Annotated in this window: 17 protein-coding genes; 16 read left to right on the forward strand and 1 reads right to left on the reverse strand. The window is 61.6% G+C overall.

The window, feature by feature from the left end; all coding sequences use genetic code 11:
* Positions 1 to 83: 83 nt before the first annotated feature.
* The 16 genes from glnE to AC07VV_RS17580 all read left to right on the forward strand — a co-directional run bounded on the left by glnE (position 84) and on the right by AC07VV_RS17580 (position 18,700).
* Positions 84 to 3,023: a bifunctional [glutamate--ammonia ligase]-adenylyl-L-tyrosine phosphorylase/[glutamate--ammonia-ligase] adenylyltransferase gene (gene glnE, locus AC07VV_RS17505; RefSeq protein WP_495036935.1), complete on the forward strand. Its 2,940-nt coding sequence runs from the start codon at positions 84 to 86 to the stop codon at positions 3,021 to 3,023.
* A 51-nt stretch (positions 3,024 to 3,074) separates the two neighbouring features.
* A complete protein-coding gene (waaF, locus tag AC07VV_RS17510; protein WP_039766536.1) occupies positions 3,075 to 4,109 on the forward strand; it encodes a lipopolysaccharide heptosyltransferase II in 1,035 nt (344 codons plus the stop codon).
* A gap of 1 nt (position 4,110) precedes the next feature.
* On the forward strand, positions 4,111 to 5,172 hold the full coding sequence (gene waaC / locus AC07VV_RS17515) for a lipopolysaccharide heptosyltransferase I (protein ID WP_085711109.1): 1,062 nt from the start codon (positions 4,111 to 4,113) through the stop codon (positions 5,170 to 5,172).
* A complete protein-coding gene (locus AC07VV_RS17520) occupies positions 5,172 to 6,293 on the forward strand; it encodes a glycosyltransferase family 4 protein (protein ID WP_495036936.1) in 1,122 nt (373 codons plus the stop codon). The genes waaC and AC07VV_RS17520 overlap by 1 nt, the downstream gene beginning before the upstream one ends.
* Positions 6,294 to 7,100: a lipopolysaccharide core heptose(I) kinase RfaP gene (gene rfaP, locus AC07VV_RS17525; protein ID WP_495036937.1), complete on the forward strand. Its 807-nt coding sequence runs from the start codon at positions 6,294 to 6,296 to the stop codon at positions 7,098 to 7,100.
* Positions 7,100 to 7,834, forward strand: coding sequence for a lipopolysaccharide kinase InaA family protein (locus AC07VV_RS17530; protein ID WP_495036938.1), 735 nt, complete (start codon positions 7,100 to 7,102; stop codon positions 7,832 to 7,834). The genes rfaP and AC07VV_RS17530 overlap by 1 nt, the downstream gene beginning before the upstream one ends.
* Positions 7,831 to 8,583 (forward strand): lipopolysaccharide kinase InaA family protein, encoded by a 753-nt coding sequence (locus tag AC07VV_RS17535; protein ID WP_495036939.1) that lies wholly within the window; start codon positions 7,831 to 7,833, stop codon positions 8,581 to 8,583. The genes AC07VV_RS17530 and AC07VV_RS17535 overlap by 4 nt, the downstream gene beginning before the upstream one ends.
* Entirely contained in the window at positions 8,583 to 10,034 is a 1,452-nt protein-coding gene (locus tag AC07VV_RS17540) for a lipopolysaccharide kinase InaA family protein (protein ID WP_495036940.1), read from the forward strand. Before AC07VV_RS17535 ends, AC07VV_RS17540 begins: the two co-directional genes overlap by 1 nt.
* Positions 10,035 to 10,193: 159 nt before the next feature.
* Positions 10,194 to 10,529, forward strand: a complete 336-nt coding sequence (locus AC07VV_RS17545) for a YceK/YidQ family lipoprotein (RefSeq protein WP_495036941.1) — start codon at positions 10,194 to 10,196, stop codon at positions 10,527 to 10,529.
* Between the two features lie 272 nt (positions 10,530 to 10,801).
* Positions 10,802 to 12,559, forward strand: coding sequence for a carbamoyltransferase family protein (locus AC07VV_RS17550; protein WP_495036942.1), 1,758 nt, complete (start codon positions 10,802 to 10,804; stop codon positions 12,557 to 12,559).
* On the forward strand, positions 12,543 to 13,673 hold the full coding sequence (locus AC07VV_RS17555; protein WP_495036943.1) for a glycosyltransferase: 1,131 nt from the start codon (positions 12,543 to 12,545) through the stop codon (positions 13,671 to 13,673). Before AC07VV_RS17550 ends, AC07VV_RS17555 begins: the two co-directional genes overlap by 17 nt.
* Positions 13,673 to 14,569 carry an antimicrobial resistance protein Mig-14 gene (locus tag AC07VV_RS17560; protein WP_495036944.1) on the forward strand — a complete coding sequence of 299 codons (897 nt, stop codon included), beginning with the start codon at positions 13,673 to 13,675 and terminating at the stop codon, positions 14,567 to 14,569. The genes AC07VV_RS17555 and AC07VV_RS17560 overlap by 1 nt, the downstream gene beginning before the upstream one ends.
* Before the next feature lie 8 nt (positions 14,570 to 14,577).
* Entirely contained in the window at positions 14,578 to 16,023 is a 1,446-nt protein-coding gene (locus AC07VV_RS17565) for a PIG-L family deacetylase (RefSeq protein ID WP_495036945.1), read from the forward strand.
* The gene (locus tag AC07VV_RS17570) at positions 16,020 to 17,174 is read left to right on the forward strand and encodes a glycosyltransferase family 4 protein (protein ID WP_096819860.1); all 1,155 of its coding nucleotides are present in this window, start codon (positions 16,020 to 16,022) and stop codon (positions 17,172 to 17,174) included. Before AC07VV_RS17565 ends, AC07VV_RS17570 begins: the two co-directional genes overlap by 4 nt.
* A 14-nt stretch (positions 17,175 to 17,188) precedes the next feature.
* Positions 17,189 to 18,073, forward strand: coding sequence for a glycosyltransferase (locus AC07VV_RS17575; protein ID WP_495037066.1), 885 nt, complete (start codon positions 17,189 to 17,191; stop codon positions 18,071 to 18,073).
* Positions 18,074 to 18,076: 3 nt separating this feature from the next.
* On the forward strand, positions 18,077 to 18,700 hold the full coding sequence (locus tag AC07VV_RS17580) for a CatB-related O-acetyltransferase (protein WP_495036946.1): 624 nt from the start codon (positions 18,077 to 18,079) through the stop codon (positions 18,698 to 18,700).
* Positions 18,701 to 18,704: 4 nt separating this feature from the next.
* On the opposite strand, the gene AC07VV_RS17585 is transcribed toward AC07VV_RS17580, so the two are convergent.
* Positions 18,705 to 19,925, reverse strand: a complete 1,221-nt coding sequence (locus AC07VV_RS17585) for an acyltransferase family protein (protein WP_495036947.1) — start codon at positions 19,923 to 19,925, stop codon at positions 18,705 to 18,707.
* Positions 19,926 to 19,927: the final 2 nt, after the last annotated feature.

The following is a 19,927-nucleotide window of genomic DNA, read 5'->3' on the forward strand; positions in this document are numbered from 1 at the left end:
CACTTTTGTTCGACAGTCCTTCGCGTAGCGGTTTTTCAATCATCACTACAAGCGGCCATTTACACGCCGATCAAGGATAGACCATGACCCTGCCCGCGCTTGCCGAACTGCCCGCCATTCTCCTGCCGTTGGTCAGCCGATCCGAGCAGTCGTTCCGTACGGCCGTCGCTCAGCTTGAAGACGATCAAGGCTTCTCCACCTGGACTCCGGAGCGCTGGGCGCAATTCGCCCGCGTCACCGCCGCCAGCGATTTCGTGATTGAACAGAGCGTTCGTGACCCTTTGATGTTGCTGTCGCTGGTGCAGTCCGGCGAACTCGACCGGCCGTTCGCCCCGGGCGAGCTGTGCGGACAGATTGCCGGGGCGGTCAGCACCGCGCAGAGCGAGGATGAATTGGGCCGCGTCCTGCGTCGTCAGCGCGCCCGGCATCAGGTGCGGATCATCTGGCGCGACCTGACTCGCCAGGCCGATCTGGTGCAGACCTGCCGCGACCTCTCGGACATGGCCGACGCAAGCATCGACCAGGCTTATCAATGGCTGTACAGCCGCCATTGCGAACAGTTCGGCACACCGACCGGCCGGCGCAGCGGCGAACCGCAGCAAATGGTCATCCTCGGCATGGGCAAGCTCGGCGCGGTCGAGTTGAACCTGTCGTCGGACATCGACCTGATCTTTGCCTACCCCGAGGGCGGCGAAACGGTCGGCGTGAAGCGCGCACTGGATAACCAGGAATTCTTCATTCGTCTCGGTCAGCGCCTGATCAAGGCCCTCGACCCGATGACCGTCGACGGTTTCGTGTTCCGCGTTGACATGCGCCTGCGCCCGTACGGCTCGTCGGGCGCGCTGGTGCTGAGCTTCAATGCGCTGGAGCAGTATTACCAGGATCAGGGCCGCGACTGGGAACGCTACGCGATGATCAAGTCGCGGGTGGTGGCCGGCGATCAGGTGGCCGGGGCGCAGTTGCAGGAAATGCTGCGGCCGTTCGTTTACCGGCGCTATCTGGACTTTTCGGCGATCGAAGCGCTGCGCACCATGAAGCAGTTGATCCAGCAGGAAGTCCGGCGCAAGGGCATGGCCGACAACATCAAGCTTGGCTCCGGTGGTATCCGTGAAGTCGAGTTCATCGCTCAGGCCTTTCAACTGATTCACGGCGGACGCGACCTGAGCCTGCAACAGCGGCCTCTATTAAAGGTGTTGAGCACGCTGGAAGGGCAGGGTTATCTGCCGCCGGCGGTGATCAGCGAGTTGCGCGAAGGTTATGAATTCCTGCGCTACACCGAACACGCGATCCAGGCGATTGCCGATCGCCAGACCCAGATGCTGCCGGACAGCCCGCAGGATCAGGCGCGCATTGCGTTCATGCTCGGTTTCGCCGACTGGGACGCCTTCCATGAAAAGCTGATGTTCTGGCGTGGCCGGGTGGCCTGGCATTTTGCTCAGGTCATCGCCGATCCCGATGAGGAAGAAGGCGCCGACTGCGAAGTGGTGGTCGGCGGCGAATGGCTGCCGCTGTGGGAAGAGGCTCAGGACGAAGAAGCCGCTTGCCGTCAGTTGGAAGAAGGCGGTTTCGCCGACGCCACCAAAGCCTTGAAAGCGCTGGCCGGTCTGCGCAGCAGTCCGCAGCTGCGGGCGATGCAGCGTCTGGGGCGCGAACGCCTCGACGCCTTTATTCCGCGCCTGCTCGCTCAGGCAGTGGAGCACGACAATCCGGACCTGGTGCTCGAACGGGTCCTGCCGCTGGTTGAAGCGGTGGCCCGGCGTTCGGCTTATCTGGTGTTGCTGACGGAAAACCCGGGCGCGCTGCGTCGCTTGTTGACCCTGTGTGCTGCCAGCCCGTGGATCGCCGAGCAGATCACCCGTTTCCCGTTGCTGCTTGATGAATTGCTCAACGAAGGCCGCCTGTTCAAGCCGCCCTTGGCGCCGGAACTGGCCGCCGAATTGCGCGAGCGCCTGACCCGGATCCCGGAAGACGACCTCGAACAGCAGATGGAAGCCCTGCGCCATTTCAAACTGGCGCACCGCTTGCGCGTCGCCGCCTCGGAAATCGCCGGCAGCCTGCCGTTGATGAAGGTCAGCGATTACCTGACCTGGCTGGCGGAAGCGATTCTGGAGCAAGTGCTGGCACTGGCCTGGCGCCAGACCGTGGCCAAATACGGCACGCCGCTGCGCACCGACGGCACGTTGTGCGATCCCGGCTTCATCATTGTCGGTTATGGGAAAGTCGGCGGGATCGAGTTGGGGCATGGTTCGGACCTGGATCTGGTGTTCATCCATGACGGCGATCCGCAGGCGGAAACCGACGGGGCGAAGCCGATTGATGGCGCGCAGTTCTTTACCCGGCTTGGCCAGCGGATCATTCACTTGCTGACGGCGCAGACCAACTCCGGCCAGCTCTATGAAGTGGACATGCGCCTGCGGCCGTCCGGTGCGTCGGGGCTGTTGGTCAGTTCGCTGGGGGCATTTGCCCGCTATCAAGAAAATGAAGCCTGGACGTGGGAGCATCAGGCTCTGGTACGGGCGCGGGTGCTGGTGGGTAGTCAGGATGTCGGCCAGGCGTTCGAGAAAGTACGGGCTCAGGTGCTGGGCAAGGCGCGGGATCTGGCGAAACTGCAACAGGAAGTGAGCGAGATGCGCGCCAAGATGCGCGATAACCTCGGCAGCAAGAGCACCGCCGCCGGTACCGGGGCGAATGCCTTCGATGCCACGGCGCCGTTCGACCTCAAGCAGGACGCCGGAGGTATCGTCGATATTGAATTTATGGTGCAATACGCGGCCCTGGCGTGGTCGCAGACCCACCCGCCGTTGCTGCGCTGGACGGACAATATCCGCATTCTGGAAGAGCTGGAACACGAGGGGCTGATGCCCGTCGAAGACGCCAGCCTGTTGCGCGAGGCCTATAAGGCCTATCGTTCCGCCGCCCACCGGCAGGCCTTGCAGAAGGACGCCGGGGTGATACCGGGCGATCAGTTCGCGGACGAACGGCGGCAGGTGATGCGGATCTGGCGCGAGCTGGGGCTAAGCTGATTCTCGAGACGGGGAGGCGTAAAGCCTCCCCGGTTCGTTTTTGGAAACCACATGAATATTCTGATCGTTGGGCCCAGTTGGGTCGGTGACATGGTGATGGCGCAGACACTGTTTCAGTGTCTCAAGCAACGCCACCCGCAGTGCGAAATCGACGTGCTGGCCCCCGAGTGGAGCCGGCCGATCCTTGAGCGCATGCCTGAAGTGCGCAAGGCCTTGAGCTTCCCGCTCGGCCACGGCGCGCTGGAACTGGCGACCCGTCGGCGGATCGGCAAATCCCTGGCCGGCCAGTACGACCAGGCGATCCTGCTGCCGAACTCGCTGAAGTCGGCGTTGGTGCCGTTCTTCGCCGGCATCCCGAAACGCACCGGCTGGCGCGGTGAATTCCGCTACGGCCTGCTCAATGACGTGCGCACGCTGGACAAAGAACGTTATCCGCTGATGATCGAGCGCTTCATGGCCTTGGCCTACGAGCCGAACGCCGAGCTGCCGAAACCGTATCCGCGCCCGAGCCTGCAGATCGACCCGGTGACCCGCGAGGCGGCGCTGGCCAAGTTCGGGCTGACCCTCGATCGCCCGGTGCTGGTGTTGTGCCCCGGTGCCGAATTCGGCGAAGCCAAACGCTGGCCGTCCGAGCATTACGCCAAGGTCGCCGAAGCGCGTATCCGCGAAGGCTGGCAAGTCTGGCTGTTCGGCTCGAAGAACGATCACGCCGTGGGCGAAGACATCCGCGCACGGCTGATTCCGGGCCTGCGTGAAGAGTCCGTGAACCTCAGTGGCGGTACTTCGCTGGCCGAGGCCATCGACCTGATGTCCTGCGCTGACTCTGTGGTTTCCAACGATTCCGGTCTGATGCACGTTGCTGCAGCGCTGAACCGTCCGTTGGTGGCGGTCTACGGTTCGACTTCGCCGGGTTTCACCCCGCCGTTGGCCGAGCATGTGGAAATCGTCCGTCTGGGCCTCGATTGCAGCCCTTGCTTTGATCGCACTTGCCGTTTCGGCCATTACAACTGCCTGCGCCAGCTGATGCCGGACGCGGTCAACGATGCCTTGCAGCGTTTGCAGGGCTCTGTGGTCGAGGTCCATTAAGTTGCGGGTATTGCTGATCAAGACTTCTTCGCTGGGCGACGTGATTCATGCGTTGCCGGCGTTGACCGACGCCGCCCGGGCCATTCCCGGGATCAAGTTCGACTGGGTGGTGGAAGAAGGCTTTGCCGAAATCCCGACCTGGCACCCGGCCGTGGGCAAGGTGATTCCGGTGGCGATTCGCCGCTGGCGCAAGAATCTCTGGAAAACCATCACCAGCGGCGAGTGGAAACGCTTCAAGCAATCCGTTCGGGCGAACAAATATGACCTGGTGATCGATGCTCAAGGCCTGCTGAAAAGCGCTTGGCTGACTCGCTACGTCAAAGCCCCGGTGGCCGGTCTCGACAAGGGCTCGGCCCGCGAGCCGATCGCTGCGCGTTTTTATGACCGCAAACTGGCGGTGGCCCGTGGTCAGCACGCCGTCGAGCGTGTGCGTCAGTTATTTGCCATTGCCTTGGGTTACGACCTGCCTAAAGGCCTCGGTGATTACGGCCTCAACGTCGAGCGTCTGGTCGAGTTGCCACGCAAGAATGCTTACGTGGTTTTCCTCCACGGCACCACTTGGGACACCAAGCACTGGCCGGAAAGCTATTGGCGTGAGCTGACCGAGCGGGTCGGCTACCTCGGCGTCGGGATCAAGCTGCCGTGGGGCAACCCGCTGGAGAAGGCCCGGGCCGAGCGCATCGCTGCCGGCTTCAAGCATGCCGAAGTGCTGCCGAAGCTGAACCTGGCCGGGGTCGGCAAGGTGCTGGCCGGCGCCCAGGCCTGCGTCGCGGTGGACACCGGTCTCGGCCATCTCGCTGCGGCACTGGACGTGCCGACGATTTCGCTGTTCGGCCCGACCAATCCGGGCCTGACCGGCGCCTACGGCAAGCTGCAGATTCACCTCGGCAGCGATTTCCCGTGCGCGCCGTGCCTGCAAAAGAAATGTACGTATCAACCGACCGCGCAGGATGCCCGTCAGTTTGACCTGAAACGCGAGTTGCCTTTGTGCTTCACGCGTCTGAATCCCGAGCGTGTCGCCAGCCGACTGAGCACGTTGTTGATGGCTGAGGAGCTGCGTTGATGCAATTGGCATTTGTCCTTTACAAGTATTTCCCGTTCGGTGGTTTGCAGCGCGATTTCATGCGCATCGCCCTCGAATGCCAGAAGCGTGGCCACAAGATCCGCGTCTACACCCTGATCTGGGAAGGCGACGTCCCGCCCGGTTTCGAAGTGCTGGTGGCGCCGGTCAAGGCGTTCTTCAACCATCGCCGCAACGAGAAACTCAGCGCGTGGATGGAAGCGGACCTGGCCAGGCGCCCGGTGGATCGCCTGATCGGCTTCAACAAGATGCCGGGGCTGGACGTCTACTACGCCGCCGACGGCTGCTTCGAGGACAAGGCGCAGAACCTGCGCAATTCGCTGTATCGCCGTTGGGGGCGCTATCGCCACTTCGCCGAGTACGAGCGCGCGGTGTTCGCCAAAGACGCCAAGACTGAAGTGTTGATGATCTCCGAAGTGCAGCAACCGCTGTTCATCAAGCATTACGACACGCCGCTCGAGCGCTTCCACCTGTTGCCGCCGGGCATCGCCCAGGATCGTCGGCGTCCGGCGGATGCCGACGAAATTCGCGCCGGTTTCCGCGCCGAATTCAATCTCAAGGACGACGAACTGTTGCTGGTGCAGATCGGCTCCGGATTCAAGACCAAGGGCGTCGATCGCAGCCTGAAAGCGCTGGCCGCATTGCCCGCCGAACTGAAGAAACGCACCCGGCTGTTTGTAATCGGCCAGGATGACCCCAAATTGTTCCAGATGCAGAGTGCAGCATTGGGTCTGGGCGACAACGTGACGTTCCTCAAGGGGCGTAGCGATATCCCGCGTTTCCTGCTCGGCGCCGATCTGTTGATCCACCCGGCGTACAACGAGAACACCGGTACAGTATTGCTTGAAGCGCTGGTCGCCGGGTTGCCGGTGCTGGTCAGCGCAGTCTGCGGTTACGCCCATTACATTGCCGAGGCCGATGCCGGGCGAGTGCTGGACGAACCGTTCGATCAGGCGCAACTGACGCAATACCTGACTGACATGTTGAACGACGACGCTGCACGGGCGGCCTGGAGCCGCAACGGTCTGGCTTTCGCCGAGACGGCCGACCTCTACAGCATGCCGCAGCACGCGGCCGATGTGATTCTGGCGGAGCACGCATAAATGAAGTTGATGCTGGCTGAACCGTTCAAGAGCCTCTGGGCCGGCCGCGATGCGTTCGCGGAAGTCGAGGGCTTGCAGGGCGAGGTGTACCGCGAGCTGGAAGCCCGCAGGACTTTGCGCACGGAAGTCGACGGCAACGGTTTTTTCGTCAAGATCCACCGTGGCATTGGCTGGGGCGAGATTTTCAAGAACCTGCTGACCGCCAAGCTGCCGGTGCTTGGCGCGGGCCAGGAATGGAAGGCTATCCAGCGTCTGCAGGAAGTCGGCGTGCCGACCATGACCGCCGTTGCGTACGGCGAGAAGGGCAGCAACCCGGCGGACCAGCATTCGTTCATCGTCACCGAAGAACTGGCGCCGACCATCAGCCTCGAAGACTTCAGCATCGACTGGGTCAAGCAGCCGCCGCAGCCAACGCTCAAGCGCGCGCTGATCGCCGAAGTTGCACGCATGACGGGCATGATGCACCGCGCGGGGGTCAACCACCGCGACTGCTACATCTGCCACTTCCTGCTGCACACCGACAAACCGGTGACCCCGGAAGATTTCAAACTTTCGGTGATCGACCTGCACCGCGCCCAGACCCGCCCGGCGATCACTCAGCGCTGGCGCAACAAGGATCTGGCGGCGCTGTATTTTTCCGCACTGGACATCGGCCTGACCCGTCGCGACAAGCTGCGCTTTCTCAAAGGTTACTTCCAGCAACCGCTGCGCCAGATCCTGGCGGAAGAAGCGCCGTTGCTGAGCTGGCTCGAAGGCAAGGCCAACAAACTCTACGAGCGCAAGTTGCGTTACGGGGATGCGCTCTGATGGCGGGTTGGAATCTTGAACCCGAGTACAGCGACCTCGCAGCGGATTTTGGCAGCCTTGAAGCGGTATTCGCGCTTGAAGGCGAGCGTCTGACCCGCGATCCGCTGTCCGAAGTCATCCGTGTGCAGCGCAACGGCGTCAATTACTACGTCAAACGCTACGTCGGCGCCGGCAAGGGCTTGCGCCGTTACCTCGGCAAGCCGCGGGTGAAGATGGAGTGGCAGAACCTCAAGCGTTTCGCCAAGTGGGGCATTCCCACCGCCGAAGTGGTGGCCTGGGGCCTGGAACGCAATGGCATGGCCTATGATCGCGGGGCGATGATCACCCGCGAACTGCCGCGTACCGAGGACCTCTCGGCACTGGCCGAGCGCAACGACCCCAAGCTGAAGAGTCACAGCTGGGTTGACGGCATCAGTCGGCAATTGGCCGTTTACACGCGGACGATGCACGACCATCGCTTCACCCATAACGATCTGAAGTGGCGCAACCTGCTGATCGACGATCAGGCGCAGCTTTTTCTCATCGACTGCCCGAACGGCGATTTCTGGCGCGGTTTCTGGCTCAAATACCGGATTACCAAGGACCTGGCCTGTCTCGACAAGGTTGCCAAATATCACCTGTCGAACACCCAGCGCCTGCGCTTCTACCTGCAATACCGCCAGCGTGACCGGCTCAATGCCGCCGACAAGAAACGGATTCGTCACGTGGTGAGATTTTTCGAGGGACGCGAATGACTGATTTTCTCGCCGCTGAAGACCGTGCGCTGCTGGAGCGCCACGGCCTCGGCACGTTCGACGCGTTGTGGGACAAGCAACTCGATGCGGTGGATGAACCGAACACCGACGGCGGCGGCTGGAGCAGTGTGTTCCGGCTTGAGCTCGAGGGCCACGGCTATTACCTCAAGCGTCAGAGCAATTACCTGACCCGCACCTTGCACGCGCCGTTTGGCGAGCCGACGTTCGCCCGGGAGTTTCGCAACATCAGCCGTTACAACCAGCTCGGCATTCCGGCGCTGCAAGCGGCGTTTTTCGGCCAGCGCAAGGTCAACGGCGAAGTGCGCGCGGTCCTGCTGACCCGCGCCCTCGACGGCTGGGATGATCTGGATTCGTTGCTGCAGCGCTGGTCGAGCCTCGAAGTCACGCAGCATTCGGCGATTCTCAAGGCCTGCGGCCAACTGGCGCGGCTCCTGCACGGTGTTCGTCAGGTGCACGGCTGCTTCTATCCCAAGCACATTTTCCTGCGTGCCGAGGGTGCCGGGTATCAGGCGCAACTGATCGACCTGGAAAAGACCCGGCCCCTGCTGTTCGGCCAGCGTGATCGGGTAAAGGATCTTGAGCCGCTGCTGCGCCGTGCGCCGGAGTGGAGTGATGCCCAGTTGCGCGAGTTGCTGGCGGCCTATCTCGATCAGTCGGTCGACAGTTCGCTGGTCGATAGCTGGGTCACGCGGCTGACTGCGCGGCGCAGTCGCAAGGAGACGCGCTGATGCAGTTGTCCGACCTGAAAAATGCCGGGCGTACGCCGAGCCTGCCGCTGACGGTTTCGCTCGCGGATGCGGCGGGTGCTGCTGATTTGCAGTTGCTCAGCCTGTTGCGGGTGTTGCCGGGGCAGCGCTATGTCGGTGCCGGCGTGTGGCGCGGGCGTCCGGTGTTGGCCAAATTGCTGGTTGGCAGCAAGGCTGCACGGCATTTTCAGCGTGAACTGGAAGGGGTGAAACTGCTCGCCGCCCAGGGCATGACTACGCCGTTGCTGCTGGCCGATGGCCTGAAGGACGGCGAGGGTGGCTGGCTGCTGTTCGAGTTCCTCGAAGGCGCCGAAAGCTTGGGCGATGCCTGGAGCAAGGTCGAATCCTTGCCGGTGTTGGCCGACGAGCAATCGTCGGTACTGGCCGAAGCCCTCGGCGCCATTGGCCAATTGCACGGCAAAGGCCTGTGGCAGGAAGACCTGCACCTGGACAACCTGCTGCGCCACGGCGGTCAGTTGTACCTGATCGATGGTGCCGGTATCTGTGCAGAAAACGCTGGTCAGCCATTGTCCCGGCAGAAAGTGCTGGAAAACCTCGGGGTGTTTTTCGCCCAGTTGCCCAAGTCGCTCGAGCCGTTCACTGAAGAGTTGCTGGTGTATTACCTGCTGAGCAACAGCGAGCACGCGCTGCCGCTGGAAGCCCTGCAAAAGCAGATCGACAAGGTCCGCGCCTGGCGGTTGAAGGATTTCCTGATCAAGGTCGGACGTGAATGCACGTTGTTCAGCGTGCGACGCGGGGCTTTCGGTCTGCGGTCGATCCGTCGCGAGGAAGAACCCGCGATGCTGCCGATGCTGGAGCAGGCGGATGCCTTGCTCGATCAGGGCCATTTGTACAAGACCGGCGGCGCGGCGAGCGTCGGCAAGGTCGAAGTCGCCGGGCGTCCGCTGGTGATCAAGCGTTACAACATCAAGAACTTTGCCCATTGGCTCAAGCGCTTCTGGCGCCCGAGCCGTGCCTGGCATTCGTGGCGCGAAGGCAATCGCCTGGCGTTCCTCGGCATCGCCACGCCCAAACCGCTGGCGGTGCTGGAAACGCGGTTTTTCTGGCTGCGCAGCAAGGCGTACCTGATCACCGAGTACCTGGCCGGACCGGACATCATCGAGCGTTTTGCGCCATATGTTGAAAGCGGCGAGGCGCCGGAAGCGGAGTTGCAGGCACTGGATCAACTGTTTGCGCGGTTGATCGCCGAACGCATCAGCCATGGCGACTTCAAGGGTCATAACCTGTTCTGGCAGGAAGACCGCTGGGCCTTGATCGATCTGGATTCGATGTGTCAGCACGGCTCGGTGAGCAGCTTCGCCCCGGCCTATGCCCGGGATCGTGCGCGGTTCATGCGCAACTGGCCGGAAAGCAGCGCGTTATATCGTGTGATCGATCAGCGATTGCCCAAGGATGTAGCGGGCACTGCGTGATTGTTTTCGCCAGCGCGTAAGACGTTTCTGCAGTTGAATCCGGGTGAGGGTTGTGGCGACAAATCCTTGTGACTTGTCCTACGGCCTTCCCGGAAACCATGAACTGCCCCCTGCAAAGCCCCGATGCTAGTTTGCCCCGACGTTCCCGGAGGGCAAACCTTGAGCATCAAAAACGCTATCACGATCGGCGCATTTTCCCTGGCACTGTCCGGCTGCGGCACCGCCGTCACGGTGTTGCAGGACGATGAAGACGCCACGCGCGGCCTGCGCAAACAGAAGACCTACTGTCAGTCGATTCCGCGCATCTACAGCGGGCTCGCCCATGATTTCTGCCTGCTGCACGCGCCGCCCGATCCTACCGGCATTCTGGTGCCGGTCGTCCTGCTCGACCTGACCCTGTCCGGTGTGTTCGATACGGCGTTCCTGCCGTATACGATCTATCGCCAGGCGGTGGACGGGAATATCAGTGTTTATTGGCGACCAAGCCGTGGGTGAGGCTTTTAAAACTTTTGCGGCTTCCAGAAAGCGAAAAGCCCCGGTGATCTCACCGAGGCATCAACGCCGACCGGGATCTCCCAGTCCATTTGCAGGGGAGCCTAAGTTGAAGCTTCTGTTGCGTCAACGCACCGGCCGGCCAGTTCCGCTAGAGGTTTGTCGGCGCTTTTAAGCTATAATCCCGCCCTTTAGCTGTCTCTCGCCCGGTGCGAGGGCACATCATTTTTCAAGGCGCATCGCGCCTGAATGCAGACTAAAGAGGCTAGACCCCTGTGGCATTGACGATTCTTGGCCTGTCCGGCGCCCTTAGCCATGATCCTTCAGCAGCCTTGTACATCGACGGCAAGCTGGTCGCGGCGGCTGAGGAAGAGCGCTTCGTACGCGATAAACATGCAAAGAACCGCATGCCCTACGAATCGGCGAAGTTCTGCCTGGAGCAGGCTGGCATCAAGCCGTCCGACGTTGACGTGGTGGCGATTCCGTTCGCCCCGATCAGCATTTTCGGCAAGGCCCGCTGGCAGTACGCGAAGCGTTACTGGTACGCCCCGGACCGTGCACTCGACGCGATCCTGATGGGTAACCGTCGCTACAAGCGCTATCGCAACAAGATCGTCTGGTGCCTGGAGCAGTTGGGCTTCGATCCGAAGAAAATCAAGATCGAACCGGTCGAACACCACCTGGCCCACGCTTCCAGCGCTTACCACTGCTCGGGTTTCAAAGAGAAAACCGCGATCCTCGGCATCGACGGCAAGGGTGAGTACGCCACGACCTTCTTCGGTTATGGCGAAAACGGCAAGATCCACAAGATCAAGGAATTCTTCGATCCGGACTCTCTCGGCGGCCTGTACGGCGCGATCACCGAGTTCCTCGGTTTCGACATGCTGGACGGTGAGTTCAAGGTCATGGGCATGGCGCCGTACGGCGACGCCAGCAAATACGATTTCTCGCGCCTGGCTTCGTTCGAGAACGGCGAGCTGGTGATCAACACCGACTACGCCAACGTGATCGGCCTGCGTCGCTACAAAGAGAAGGGCAAGGGTTACTACTTCTCGCCGAAGCTGATCGAGTGGCTGGGTCCGAAGCGCGAAGGCGACATCGCCGACGAGCCGTACATCCACTACGCCGCCAGCATTCAAGCGCTGTTCGAAAAAATTGCGCTGCAGATGATCGACTACTACCTGGGCGACGTGCTCAAGGAAACCGGCAAACTGGCCTACGCCGGTGGCTGTGCGTTGAACGTCAAGCTGAACCAGAAAATCATCGCCCGCGATGACGTCAGGGAACTGTTCGTGCAGCCTGCATCCGGCGATGCCGGCACTGCGGTCGGCGCAGCGGCCTATGTGTCCAACGCCCGTGGCGTGCCGGTCGAGAAGATGGAACACGTCTACCTCGGCCCGTCGTACAGCAACGAAGACGTGATCGCAGCGTGCGCCCGTCACGAGAACAAGCCGACCTGGCGCAAGCTCGACAACATGCCGGAGCAGATCGCCAAAATCATGGTCGATGGCAACCCGGTGGCCTGGTTCCAGGGCCGCATGGAGTTCGGTCCGCGTGCACTGGGTGGTCGTTCGATCATCGGTTGCCCGAGCGTGGCTGGCGTGGCTGACCGCATCAACCACCAGATCAAGTTCCGCGAGCGCTGGAGGCCTTTCTGCCCGTCGATGCTCGACACCGTTGCGCCACAGATGATCAAGATCGATCACCCGGCGCCGTTCATGACCTTCACCTTCGAAGTGGCTGAAGAGTGGAAGACCCGCGTGCCGGAAGTCGTCCACGAAGACGGTACTTCCCGGGCCCAGGTGCTCAAGCGCGAATACAACCCGCGCTACTACGACATGATGAAGGCGCTGGAAGTGCTGACCGGCAACGGCGTGTCCCTGAACACCTCGCTCAACCGCCGTGGTGAACCGATGATCTGCTCGCCGACCGACGCCCTGAACATGTTCTTCGGCTCCGATCTGCAGTACCTGATCATGGAAGACATCCTGGTGGTCAAAGAAGGCGCAAACGCTTATGACACGCTCGGCTGAACGCCATGTGCTGCAGTTCTGCCACGGCTATGACGGGCCGTTCCTGGACTGCGCGCGGCAGTACGCCAGCCTGTTCGCGGGCACCGGTTATCGGGTCACCACGGTCTTTCTGACCGGGGCGGCCGATAGCGAGGTGGCTGCGGCCTGCGCTTCCGACGAAGTGTTGTTCATGGAATACAGCTCCAAGGCCATTCGTGGCCTGAAGCTGGGCGCCATCGGCGATCTGCGCAAGATCGCCGCTTCACGCAATTTCAGTTTCTGCATCGCCCATCGCTTCAAGCCGATCTACATCGCCTTGCTCGGCACTTCGCTGCCGGTGATTGGCGTGCACCACGCGTTTGGCGATTACAAACGCGGCACGCGCAAGCTGTTCGCGCACATTTTCCGCAAACGTCTGAGCCTGCTCGGTGTGTCCGACGCGGTGCGCGACGACATGCGCCGCTGCCTGCCGAAATGGCCGGCGACGCGAATCCAGACCCTCTACAACCGCATCGATGTTTCGGCGTTGCAGATGAGTCAGGTGTCCGCCCGTGAAGCCCGCGAAACCCTCGGTTTGTCTGCGGATGCATTCATTGTCGGCAACGTCGGTCGCCTGCACCCGGACAAGGATCAGGCCACGCTGCTGCACGGTTTTGCCGCGGCGCTGCCCGGTCTGCCGGCCAACAGCCAACTGGTGATTCTCGGCAAGGGTCGTCTTGAGGATGACCTCAAGGCGCTGGCCCGCGAACTGGGCGTCGGTGATCGCGTGCTGTTTCTCGGTCAGGTGCCGGACGCGCGCAATTACTTCCGGGCGTTCGATGTGTTTGCCCTGAGCTCAGATCACGAACCGTTCGGCATGGTGCTGCTGGAGGCCATGGCCGCTGGCGTGCCGTTGTTGGCGACTGCGTGCGGCGGGGCGAAAGAAGTGGTCGAAGGCGTGGGCATCCTGTTCCCGCTGGGTGACGCCGAACATCTGGCCCAGGGTCTGAAACATCTGGCCGGCATGGACGAGCAGCAACGCCGTCAATGCGCCGAGATGATGTTCGATCGCCTGCGCGAGTGCTTCTCCGACCGCGCCGTACGCGACACCTTCTGGCATTTGCCGCAAGTTACCGATCTGGCACCGAGGGGCTGATGCTCAACCGATTTCAAGGCTGGCGCGAACGTGGCTGGTCGCCCGTTGACGCCTCAACTTATGCACAGGCCTGGCAGCGTTTTGGTGGCAGCGTCGCGACTCATCCGCTGGTCGTCGAGCGTCTGGCGGATCTGGCCGGCATTCCGGTGCGCTATCTGGCCTGGGAGCAGCAGGGCGAAGTCAAAGCGGCGATCCCGACCTGGGGCCGTGATCTGGCCTTGTCCAAGGACGTGCTCAAGCGCAACGGCAAGAAAGGCCTGTTCGACCTCGGCAACGCCGAGCTGATCCTGCCGGCCGCCGTCGATGCCCAGGCCCCGCTGCGCCATCGCGGGCGCTACCTGTCGGCGCTCAACGAAAACCGCTTCAGCGGTCTCAAGTTGCAGACCGAACAACTGGCCATGGCCCGCACCCCGGAAGAACTGTCGAAGAAGTTTCGCTACAACCAGCGCCGCGAACTGCGCCTGCTGGAAGAAGCGGGCGGTGTCGTACGGCCGGTCAGCGACTTTTCGAGTGCCGAACTGGCAGCGATCTACTGCGATCTGTTTCAGCGTCGCTGGGGTTTCCCGGCCACTGGCGCGGCACGCATGGCCGAGGTCATCGAGCTGCTGCGCGAGCTGTTGATCGGTTCGGTGATCTTCCTCAACGATGCGCCGATCGCCATTCAGCTGGTGTATCGCGTCGAAGCGCCGGAGTGGATCAGCGTCGAGTACATCAACGGCGGCGTCGATCCCGAAACCCGTGAGTTCAGCCCTGGCAGCGTCCTGAGTTTCCTCAATACCCAATCTGCCTGGGAACACGCGCGGGCACTGGACAAGCCGCTGCGCTTTTCCTTCGGTCGTGCCGACCGTGAATACAAGGATCGCTGGTGCAATCCTGTGCCGGTCTTCACCGTATGAGTCAGCCCATGAGCCGCAAACAGCAACTGCTCAAGCGTCACCGGCGTAATAAACGCATCGGCCTGTTGATCGCGCTGATCGTGTTGATCGCCCTCGGTGTGCTGGTGGCCTGGTGGTTGCCGCTGGTGCTGGCGGTGGTTGGCTGGATCGCTCACGAAGCGTGGTTCGCCGATCACTTGTTCTACTCGCCGAAAGACGATTACCAATACAGCTTTCCGCCGTTCACACCGCAGCCGAAAGTGCATTTGAGCGGTGAGCAATTACGCCTCGACGAGGGCGTGATGCTGGTGGACGACGCCACGCTGATCCTCGCCGTGCGGGTGAAAAGCACCTGGCTGGGACGTTTCTTCGATCCACGTGTGGAGCTTGCGGGCGGTGCGAATCCGGATGCACTGACCTTCGAACGTGGCGTCAACGGCCTGCGTTATCTGAACCTCAGCGGTCAGGCACAGACCTTGTCGCAAGGGCTGCTGCGCCTGCGCGGACGTTTCTGCCGGGTGACCGGCGAGCCGGTGTTGTGGGCGCTGGAGCAGCCGGACTACCGCCGGCAGCGGGTGATGGTGATCGCGCCGCACGCCGACGATGCCGAGTTGGCCGCTTACGGCTTGTACAGTCAGGCCGATGAGGCCTGGATCGTCACCCTGACCGCTGGTGAGATCGAAGCCGAACACTATCAGCAGATGGGCCTGAACAAGGTCGAGGCATCGCGGCTCAAGGGCCGCTTGCGGGCCTGGGACAGCCTCGCCGTGCCGCGTTGGGCCGGTGTGCCGCAGGAACATTGCGTGCAGCTCGGTTACTTCTGCCTGCAACTGGCGGCGATGAAGGCTGCGCCGAATCAACCGATTGGCTCGCGGGAAGCTGATCTGAGCGACACGCGAATTTTTCGTCAGTTGAATCCGTTTGCCTTGCCCGGCGATGCCGACGGCGCGCCGACCTGGAACAATCTGCTGGCCGACCTGCGTGACGTCCTGTCTCGTGCGCGTCCGGATGTGATCGTGTTGCCACATCCGACGCTGGATCCGCATCCCGACCATATCTGCGCCCAGGAGGCCGTACTGGAAGCCTTGCGCGGTCTCGATTACCAACCGACCCTGCTCGGTTACGCCAACCACCTGCACGACAACGATCGCTGGCCGATGGGCGACAGCGGGCAGGGCATCGCCTTGCCGCCGACGTTCGATGCGAGCGTGGCGATGCAGCCGCTGTGCCTGCCGCTGTCGATCGAGCTGCAACGGGACAAAGCCATGGCGCTGGGCATGATGCATGACCTGCAGCCGCCGGCACCGTTCAAGCGGCGACTGCGCCGGCTGTTTCAGCGAGTGCTGGCCGGCCGAACGCCGTCGGTCTACGGCGAGAACGAATTTTTCCGCAAAGCGGTCAGGCGCCAGGAGTTGTTCTGGGTGCTGAAGCAGAGCGAAACAGGCGCGACGGGTTCGCAACGGGGAGAGTCATGAGTCAACGCGCAAAGGTTCTGCAGCTGCAGCCCGACTACAACGTCAAATCCCATGATTTCGCCGACCTCGCCGAACAGATCGTCAAGGCTTTGCCGACGGATCGTTATGAGGTGACGGCAGCATTCCTGCGCGGGAAGCCCGGGCCGGGTGAAGCCGTCAGCCGGGCCGACCGTTCGGTGTATTTCGAGTTTTCCGACAAGTCCCTCAAAGGCATGCGCCTGCGGGCGATGTGGCAGCTGTACAAGTTCTGCCGGCGGGAAAAGTTCGACGTGGTGATCTGTAACCGGTTCAAACCGGTGAACATGATGCTGACGCTCAACCGCTGGTTGAAAGTGCCGTTGTGCATCGGCATTTCCCACGGTTTTGGCGAGTACGATCGCTTCTACCGCCGTCGTCAGACCCAGCGTCTGATCGATCGCCACTGGCGTTTCGTCGGTGTGTCGCCGGCGGTCAAACAGTACCTGCTGGACTGCGATTGCGGTTTCACCGATCAGAATACGTACGCGATCACCAACGCCATCGACATCGAACAGGCGGAAGGTTTGCAACACAGCCGCGAGCGGGCCCGTGAGCTGCTCGGTATCGACCCGAAGGTGCGCCTGATCGGTGCGCTGGGCCGGCTGGTGTCGGTCAAGGGCCACACTTACCTGTTGCAGGCTTTCGCCCAACTGAAAGACAAATACCCGAACACCCAACTGGCAATCATCGGTGCCGGGCGCCTGCAAGCGCCGCTGGCGGCCGAGATCGAACAGTTGGGCCTGAGCGGTCGCGCGCACCTGCTGGGCTTCAAGGAAAACGCCTTGCAATACGTGCGTGCGTTCGATATCTGGACCATGCCGTCACTGGCCGAAGGCCTGGGCCTGGCCTTGCTGGAAGGCATGAGCGGGCATCTGCCGGTGATCGCGTCGAACGTGCCGGCCATGTTGCCGCTGATCGAAGGTGCCGGTGGTCTGTCGATCACCCCCAAGGACGTGACGAGCCTGGTGACGGCACTGGATACCTACCTCGGGCTGTCGGATGACGAGCTCAAGGCCAAGGGCGAGCAGGCCTATCGCTATTTGCAGGAACAACACGACATCGAGGTCTTCCGTCAGGAATACCTGACCCTGATCGACTCCGGCCTGGCGCAGGCCCGCAAGGAACAGCCATGAGTGAGGTCACCGCCCTGAGCGATGCACAACCCATCGTCACCGTGATCATCGCGTCCTATAACCACGGACCGTACATCGAGGAAAGCATCCTCAGCGTCATCAACCAGAGCTACAAGAATATTGAGCTGCTGGTGGTCGACGACGGCTCGAAGGATGATAGCGTCGAGCGCATCAATGCCTTGCAGGCCAAGCACGGCTTCGACTTCCGCGTGCAGCAGAACCAGGGCCTGACCAATACGCTGAACGGCGCGATTGCGCGGGCCAGGGGCAGCCTGATCGTACCGTTCGGCTCCGATGACATCATGTACCCGGACCGGATCGCCACCCAGGTCGCGTACATGGACGGCAAGCCGGAAGTGGGTATCTGCGCCGGCAACATCGAGTTGATGGACGCCGATGGCAACCTCTACCCGGAAAAGCGCCAGCGTCGGGACGTGCCGTTCCGTCGCCTGGATTTCGATGACATGTTCCTGGAGCGCAAGCCGTATCCGCCGGCGCCGACCCTGATGATCCGCCGCGAGGCACTGGACAAGGTGGGTGGGTTCGATCCGACGATTCGTCTTGAGGATCTGTACATCGAGCTGAAAGTCACCCGCGCCGGGTATTTCATCGACGGTCTGAACGTGGTGATGGCGCGCTATCGCAAACACGCCACGAACTCGTACAAAAACCATCGTTTCATGATCGAAAACATCCTGCGCACTTACGCGCTGTTCAGCGATCACCCGCTGTACGACGAGGTGCGCTACAAGTCGCTCAATTCGATGTTCCTGAAAACCGCCAACCGTGACCGCAAACTGGCGCGGGAGCTGCTGGCACAGATTCCGCTCAAGGCCTGGAACAAGAAAACCTGGCGCGGTCTGGGCCGGTTGCTGTTTTCACCGCTGGAAAAGGACTGAGCCATGGGCTGGCTTCAGCGCTGGCGTGAGCAGCGCGCCAAACGGGCGATTCGCAAGCTGCCGAAGATCGAACGCGGCGCGGCGCGGTTCGCCCGGGCTTACCCTGACTACAGCTTTGGCCGGGGCAGTTATGGTCTGCCGCTCGTTCATGACTGGAAGGAAGGCTCGACGCTGAAGATCGGTGCCTACTGTTCGATTGCCGTAGGTGTGCAGATCTTTCTTGGCGGGCATCACCGGGCGGACTGGGTGACCACGTTTCCCTTTCCGGCGATGCTGCCGGAGGCCGCTGGCATCTGCGATTACAGCGGTACTCACGGGGACGTGATAATCGGCAACGATGTCTGGCTGTGCTCCAACTGCACGATCCTGTCGGGTGTCACCATCGGCAGTGGCGCGATCATCGCTGCCGGTGCACTGGTCACACGGGATGTCGAACCCTATGCGGTCATGGGCGGCAATCCGGCGAAGTTCCTGCGCTGGCGGTTTCCCGAGGAGCAGCGTCAGCAGTTGTTGCAGAGTGCCTGGTGGGATTGGCCGGAAGCCGAACTGCGTGGGCTGGTCGACAAGCTCTGCAGCGATGACATCGAGGCTTTCCTGAGTTATGCCCGTCAACGTCAGCCGGTGTAGCCGCTCAGTGGTCCTGAACGGCTTTGTCGGCCAGTTTTTTCGGCGCCTGCTTCTGGCGTAACCATTGCAGAAACTTCCTGCCTGCTTCGATGCCCGGTTTCTCGACGTACAGAAATGTCAGGCTGGCGATCACGATCAGCAGACAACTGCACACGGCCATCAACAGCAGATAGAGGATCGGGTTCTGTGGATTGAAGGGAACCAGGTGTGGCAGTTGCTGCACCATCATCCAGAGCACATAGCCGTGCAGCAGATAGGTGCTGTAGCTGATCTCTCCCAGCCAGCGGACGCTACGCAGGCGCAAGGCGCCAAATAGTGCGTTGCCCGATGCCACGATGACGAAAAACACGCCCAGCAACAGCAGCGGCATCAGGCTGAAGGCGCGTTTGTATTGCGTCATCACGAGAACAAGGGCCAGCAGGGCAATGAAGGTGGCGAACCGTGTCTGGCTCCATGCCACCAGATGGGGACGTCTCACCCAGTAAGCCGCGGCGATACCCCCCAGGAAACTCGCCAGAAAGTGCTTTTTCAGCGAATGCTCCCAGCCGACCACCTGATAAAGGGCATAGATCCCGATCAGGCACAGGACCACCTGCAGCCAGTGCTTGCGGTAGATGAATATCAGCCCCAGAAGTGGCAGCGCCAGGTAGAAAAACACCTCATAGGCCAGCGTCCAGGTCACGTTGGAAATCAACATGCCGCTATGGGGGTACTGATTGATGTCGGGTCGGTCGAACGTCAGCCAGGCCAGTATCTGCCCGGCCAGCTGCGTGCCGGAGTCTTTCAGCTCCCAGCCTTGCAGGTGGAAGACGGTGACAAACACGATCAGCATCAGCGGCAGGTAAAGCGGGTAAAGCCGAAATACCCGTGAGACCGCAAATGCCTGCCAGTCATGGTCGCGACCCTGTTTGAGCAGGCGGCTCCAGAACAGGAAGCCGGTGATCATGAAAAACAGCGCGACACTGGCCTGGCCCAATTGGGAATAGAGATTGCTGGGCGGAAAGTCGATGACGCCAGTACGCAGGTAGAACCAGGTAATGATTGCGTGATGAATGAACACGCCAAAAGCCAGATAACCGCGCAAGCCGTCAATGCTGTTATAGCGGCTTTCGCCGCTATGACGCAGGTGCAGGGCGGCTTTGGGTATCAGACGCAGGAACATTACCGACGTCGCGATAGCGAGCAGATACGCTATCGCGGCAAAGACTGGGTTTGTATCCGTCATGA

The sequence above is a fragment of the Pseudomonas sp. GW821-FHT02C04 genome (assembly GCF_059421845.1).

Excerpts from the sequence above, each read along its gene's own strand:
- glnE (WP_495036935.1), top strand. The coding sequence starts at position 84 with ATGACCCTGCCCGCGCTTGCCGAACTGCCCGCCATTCTCCTGCCGTTG.
- waaF (WP_039766536.1), top strand. The coding sequence starts at position 3,075 with ATGAATATTCTGATCGTTGGGCCCAGTTGGGTCGGTGACATGGTGATG.
- AC07VV_RS17520 (WP_495036936.1), top strand. The coding sequence starts at position 5,172 with ATGCAATTGGCATTTGTCCTTTACAAGTATTTCCCGTTCGGTGGTTTG.
- rfaP (WP_495036937.1), top strand. The coding sequence starts at position 6,294 with ATGAAGTTGATGCTGGCTGAACCGTTCAAGAGCCTCTGGGCCGGCCGC.
- AC07VV_RS17530 (WP_495036938.1), top strand. The coding sequence starts at position 7,100 with ATGGCGGGTTGGAATCTTGAACCCGAGTACAGCGACCTCGCAGCGGAT.
- AC07VV_RS17535 (WP_495036939.1), top strand. The coding sequence starts at position 7,831 with ATGACTGATTTTCTCGCCGCTGAAGACCGTGCGCTGCTGGAGCGCCAC.
- AC07VV_RS17540 (WP_495036940.1), top strand. The coding sequence starts at position 8,583 with ATGCAGTTGTCCGACCTGAAAAATGCCGGGCGTACGCCGAGCCTGCCG.
- AC07VV_RS17555 (WP_495036943.1), top strand. The coding sequence starts at position 12,543 with ATGACACGCTCGGCTGAACGCCATGTGCTGCAGTTCTGCCACGGCTAT.
- AC07VV_RS17560 (WP_495036944.1), top strand. The coding sequence starts at position 13,673 with ATGCTCAACCGATTTCAAGGCTGGCGCGAACGTGGCTGGTCGCCCGTT.
- AC07VV_RS17565 (WP_495036945.1), top strand. The coding sequence starts at position 14,578 with ATGAGCCGCAAACAGCAACTGCTCAAGCGTCACCGGCGTAATAAACGC.
- AC07VV_RS17570 (WP_096819860.1), top strand. The coding sequence starts at position 16,020 with ATGAGTCAACGCGCAAAGGTTCTGCAGCTGCAGCCCGACTACAACGTC.
- AC07VV_RS17580 (WP_495036946.1), top strand. The coding sequence starts at position 18,077 with ATGGGCTGGCTTCAGCGCTGGCGTGAGCAGCGCGCCAAACGGGCGATT.
- AC07VV_RS17585 (WP_495036947.1), bottom strand. The coding sequence starts at position 19,925 with ATGACGGATACAAACCCAGTCTTTGCCGCGATAGCGTATCTGCTCGCT.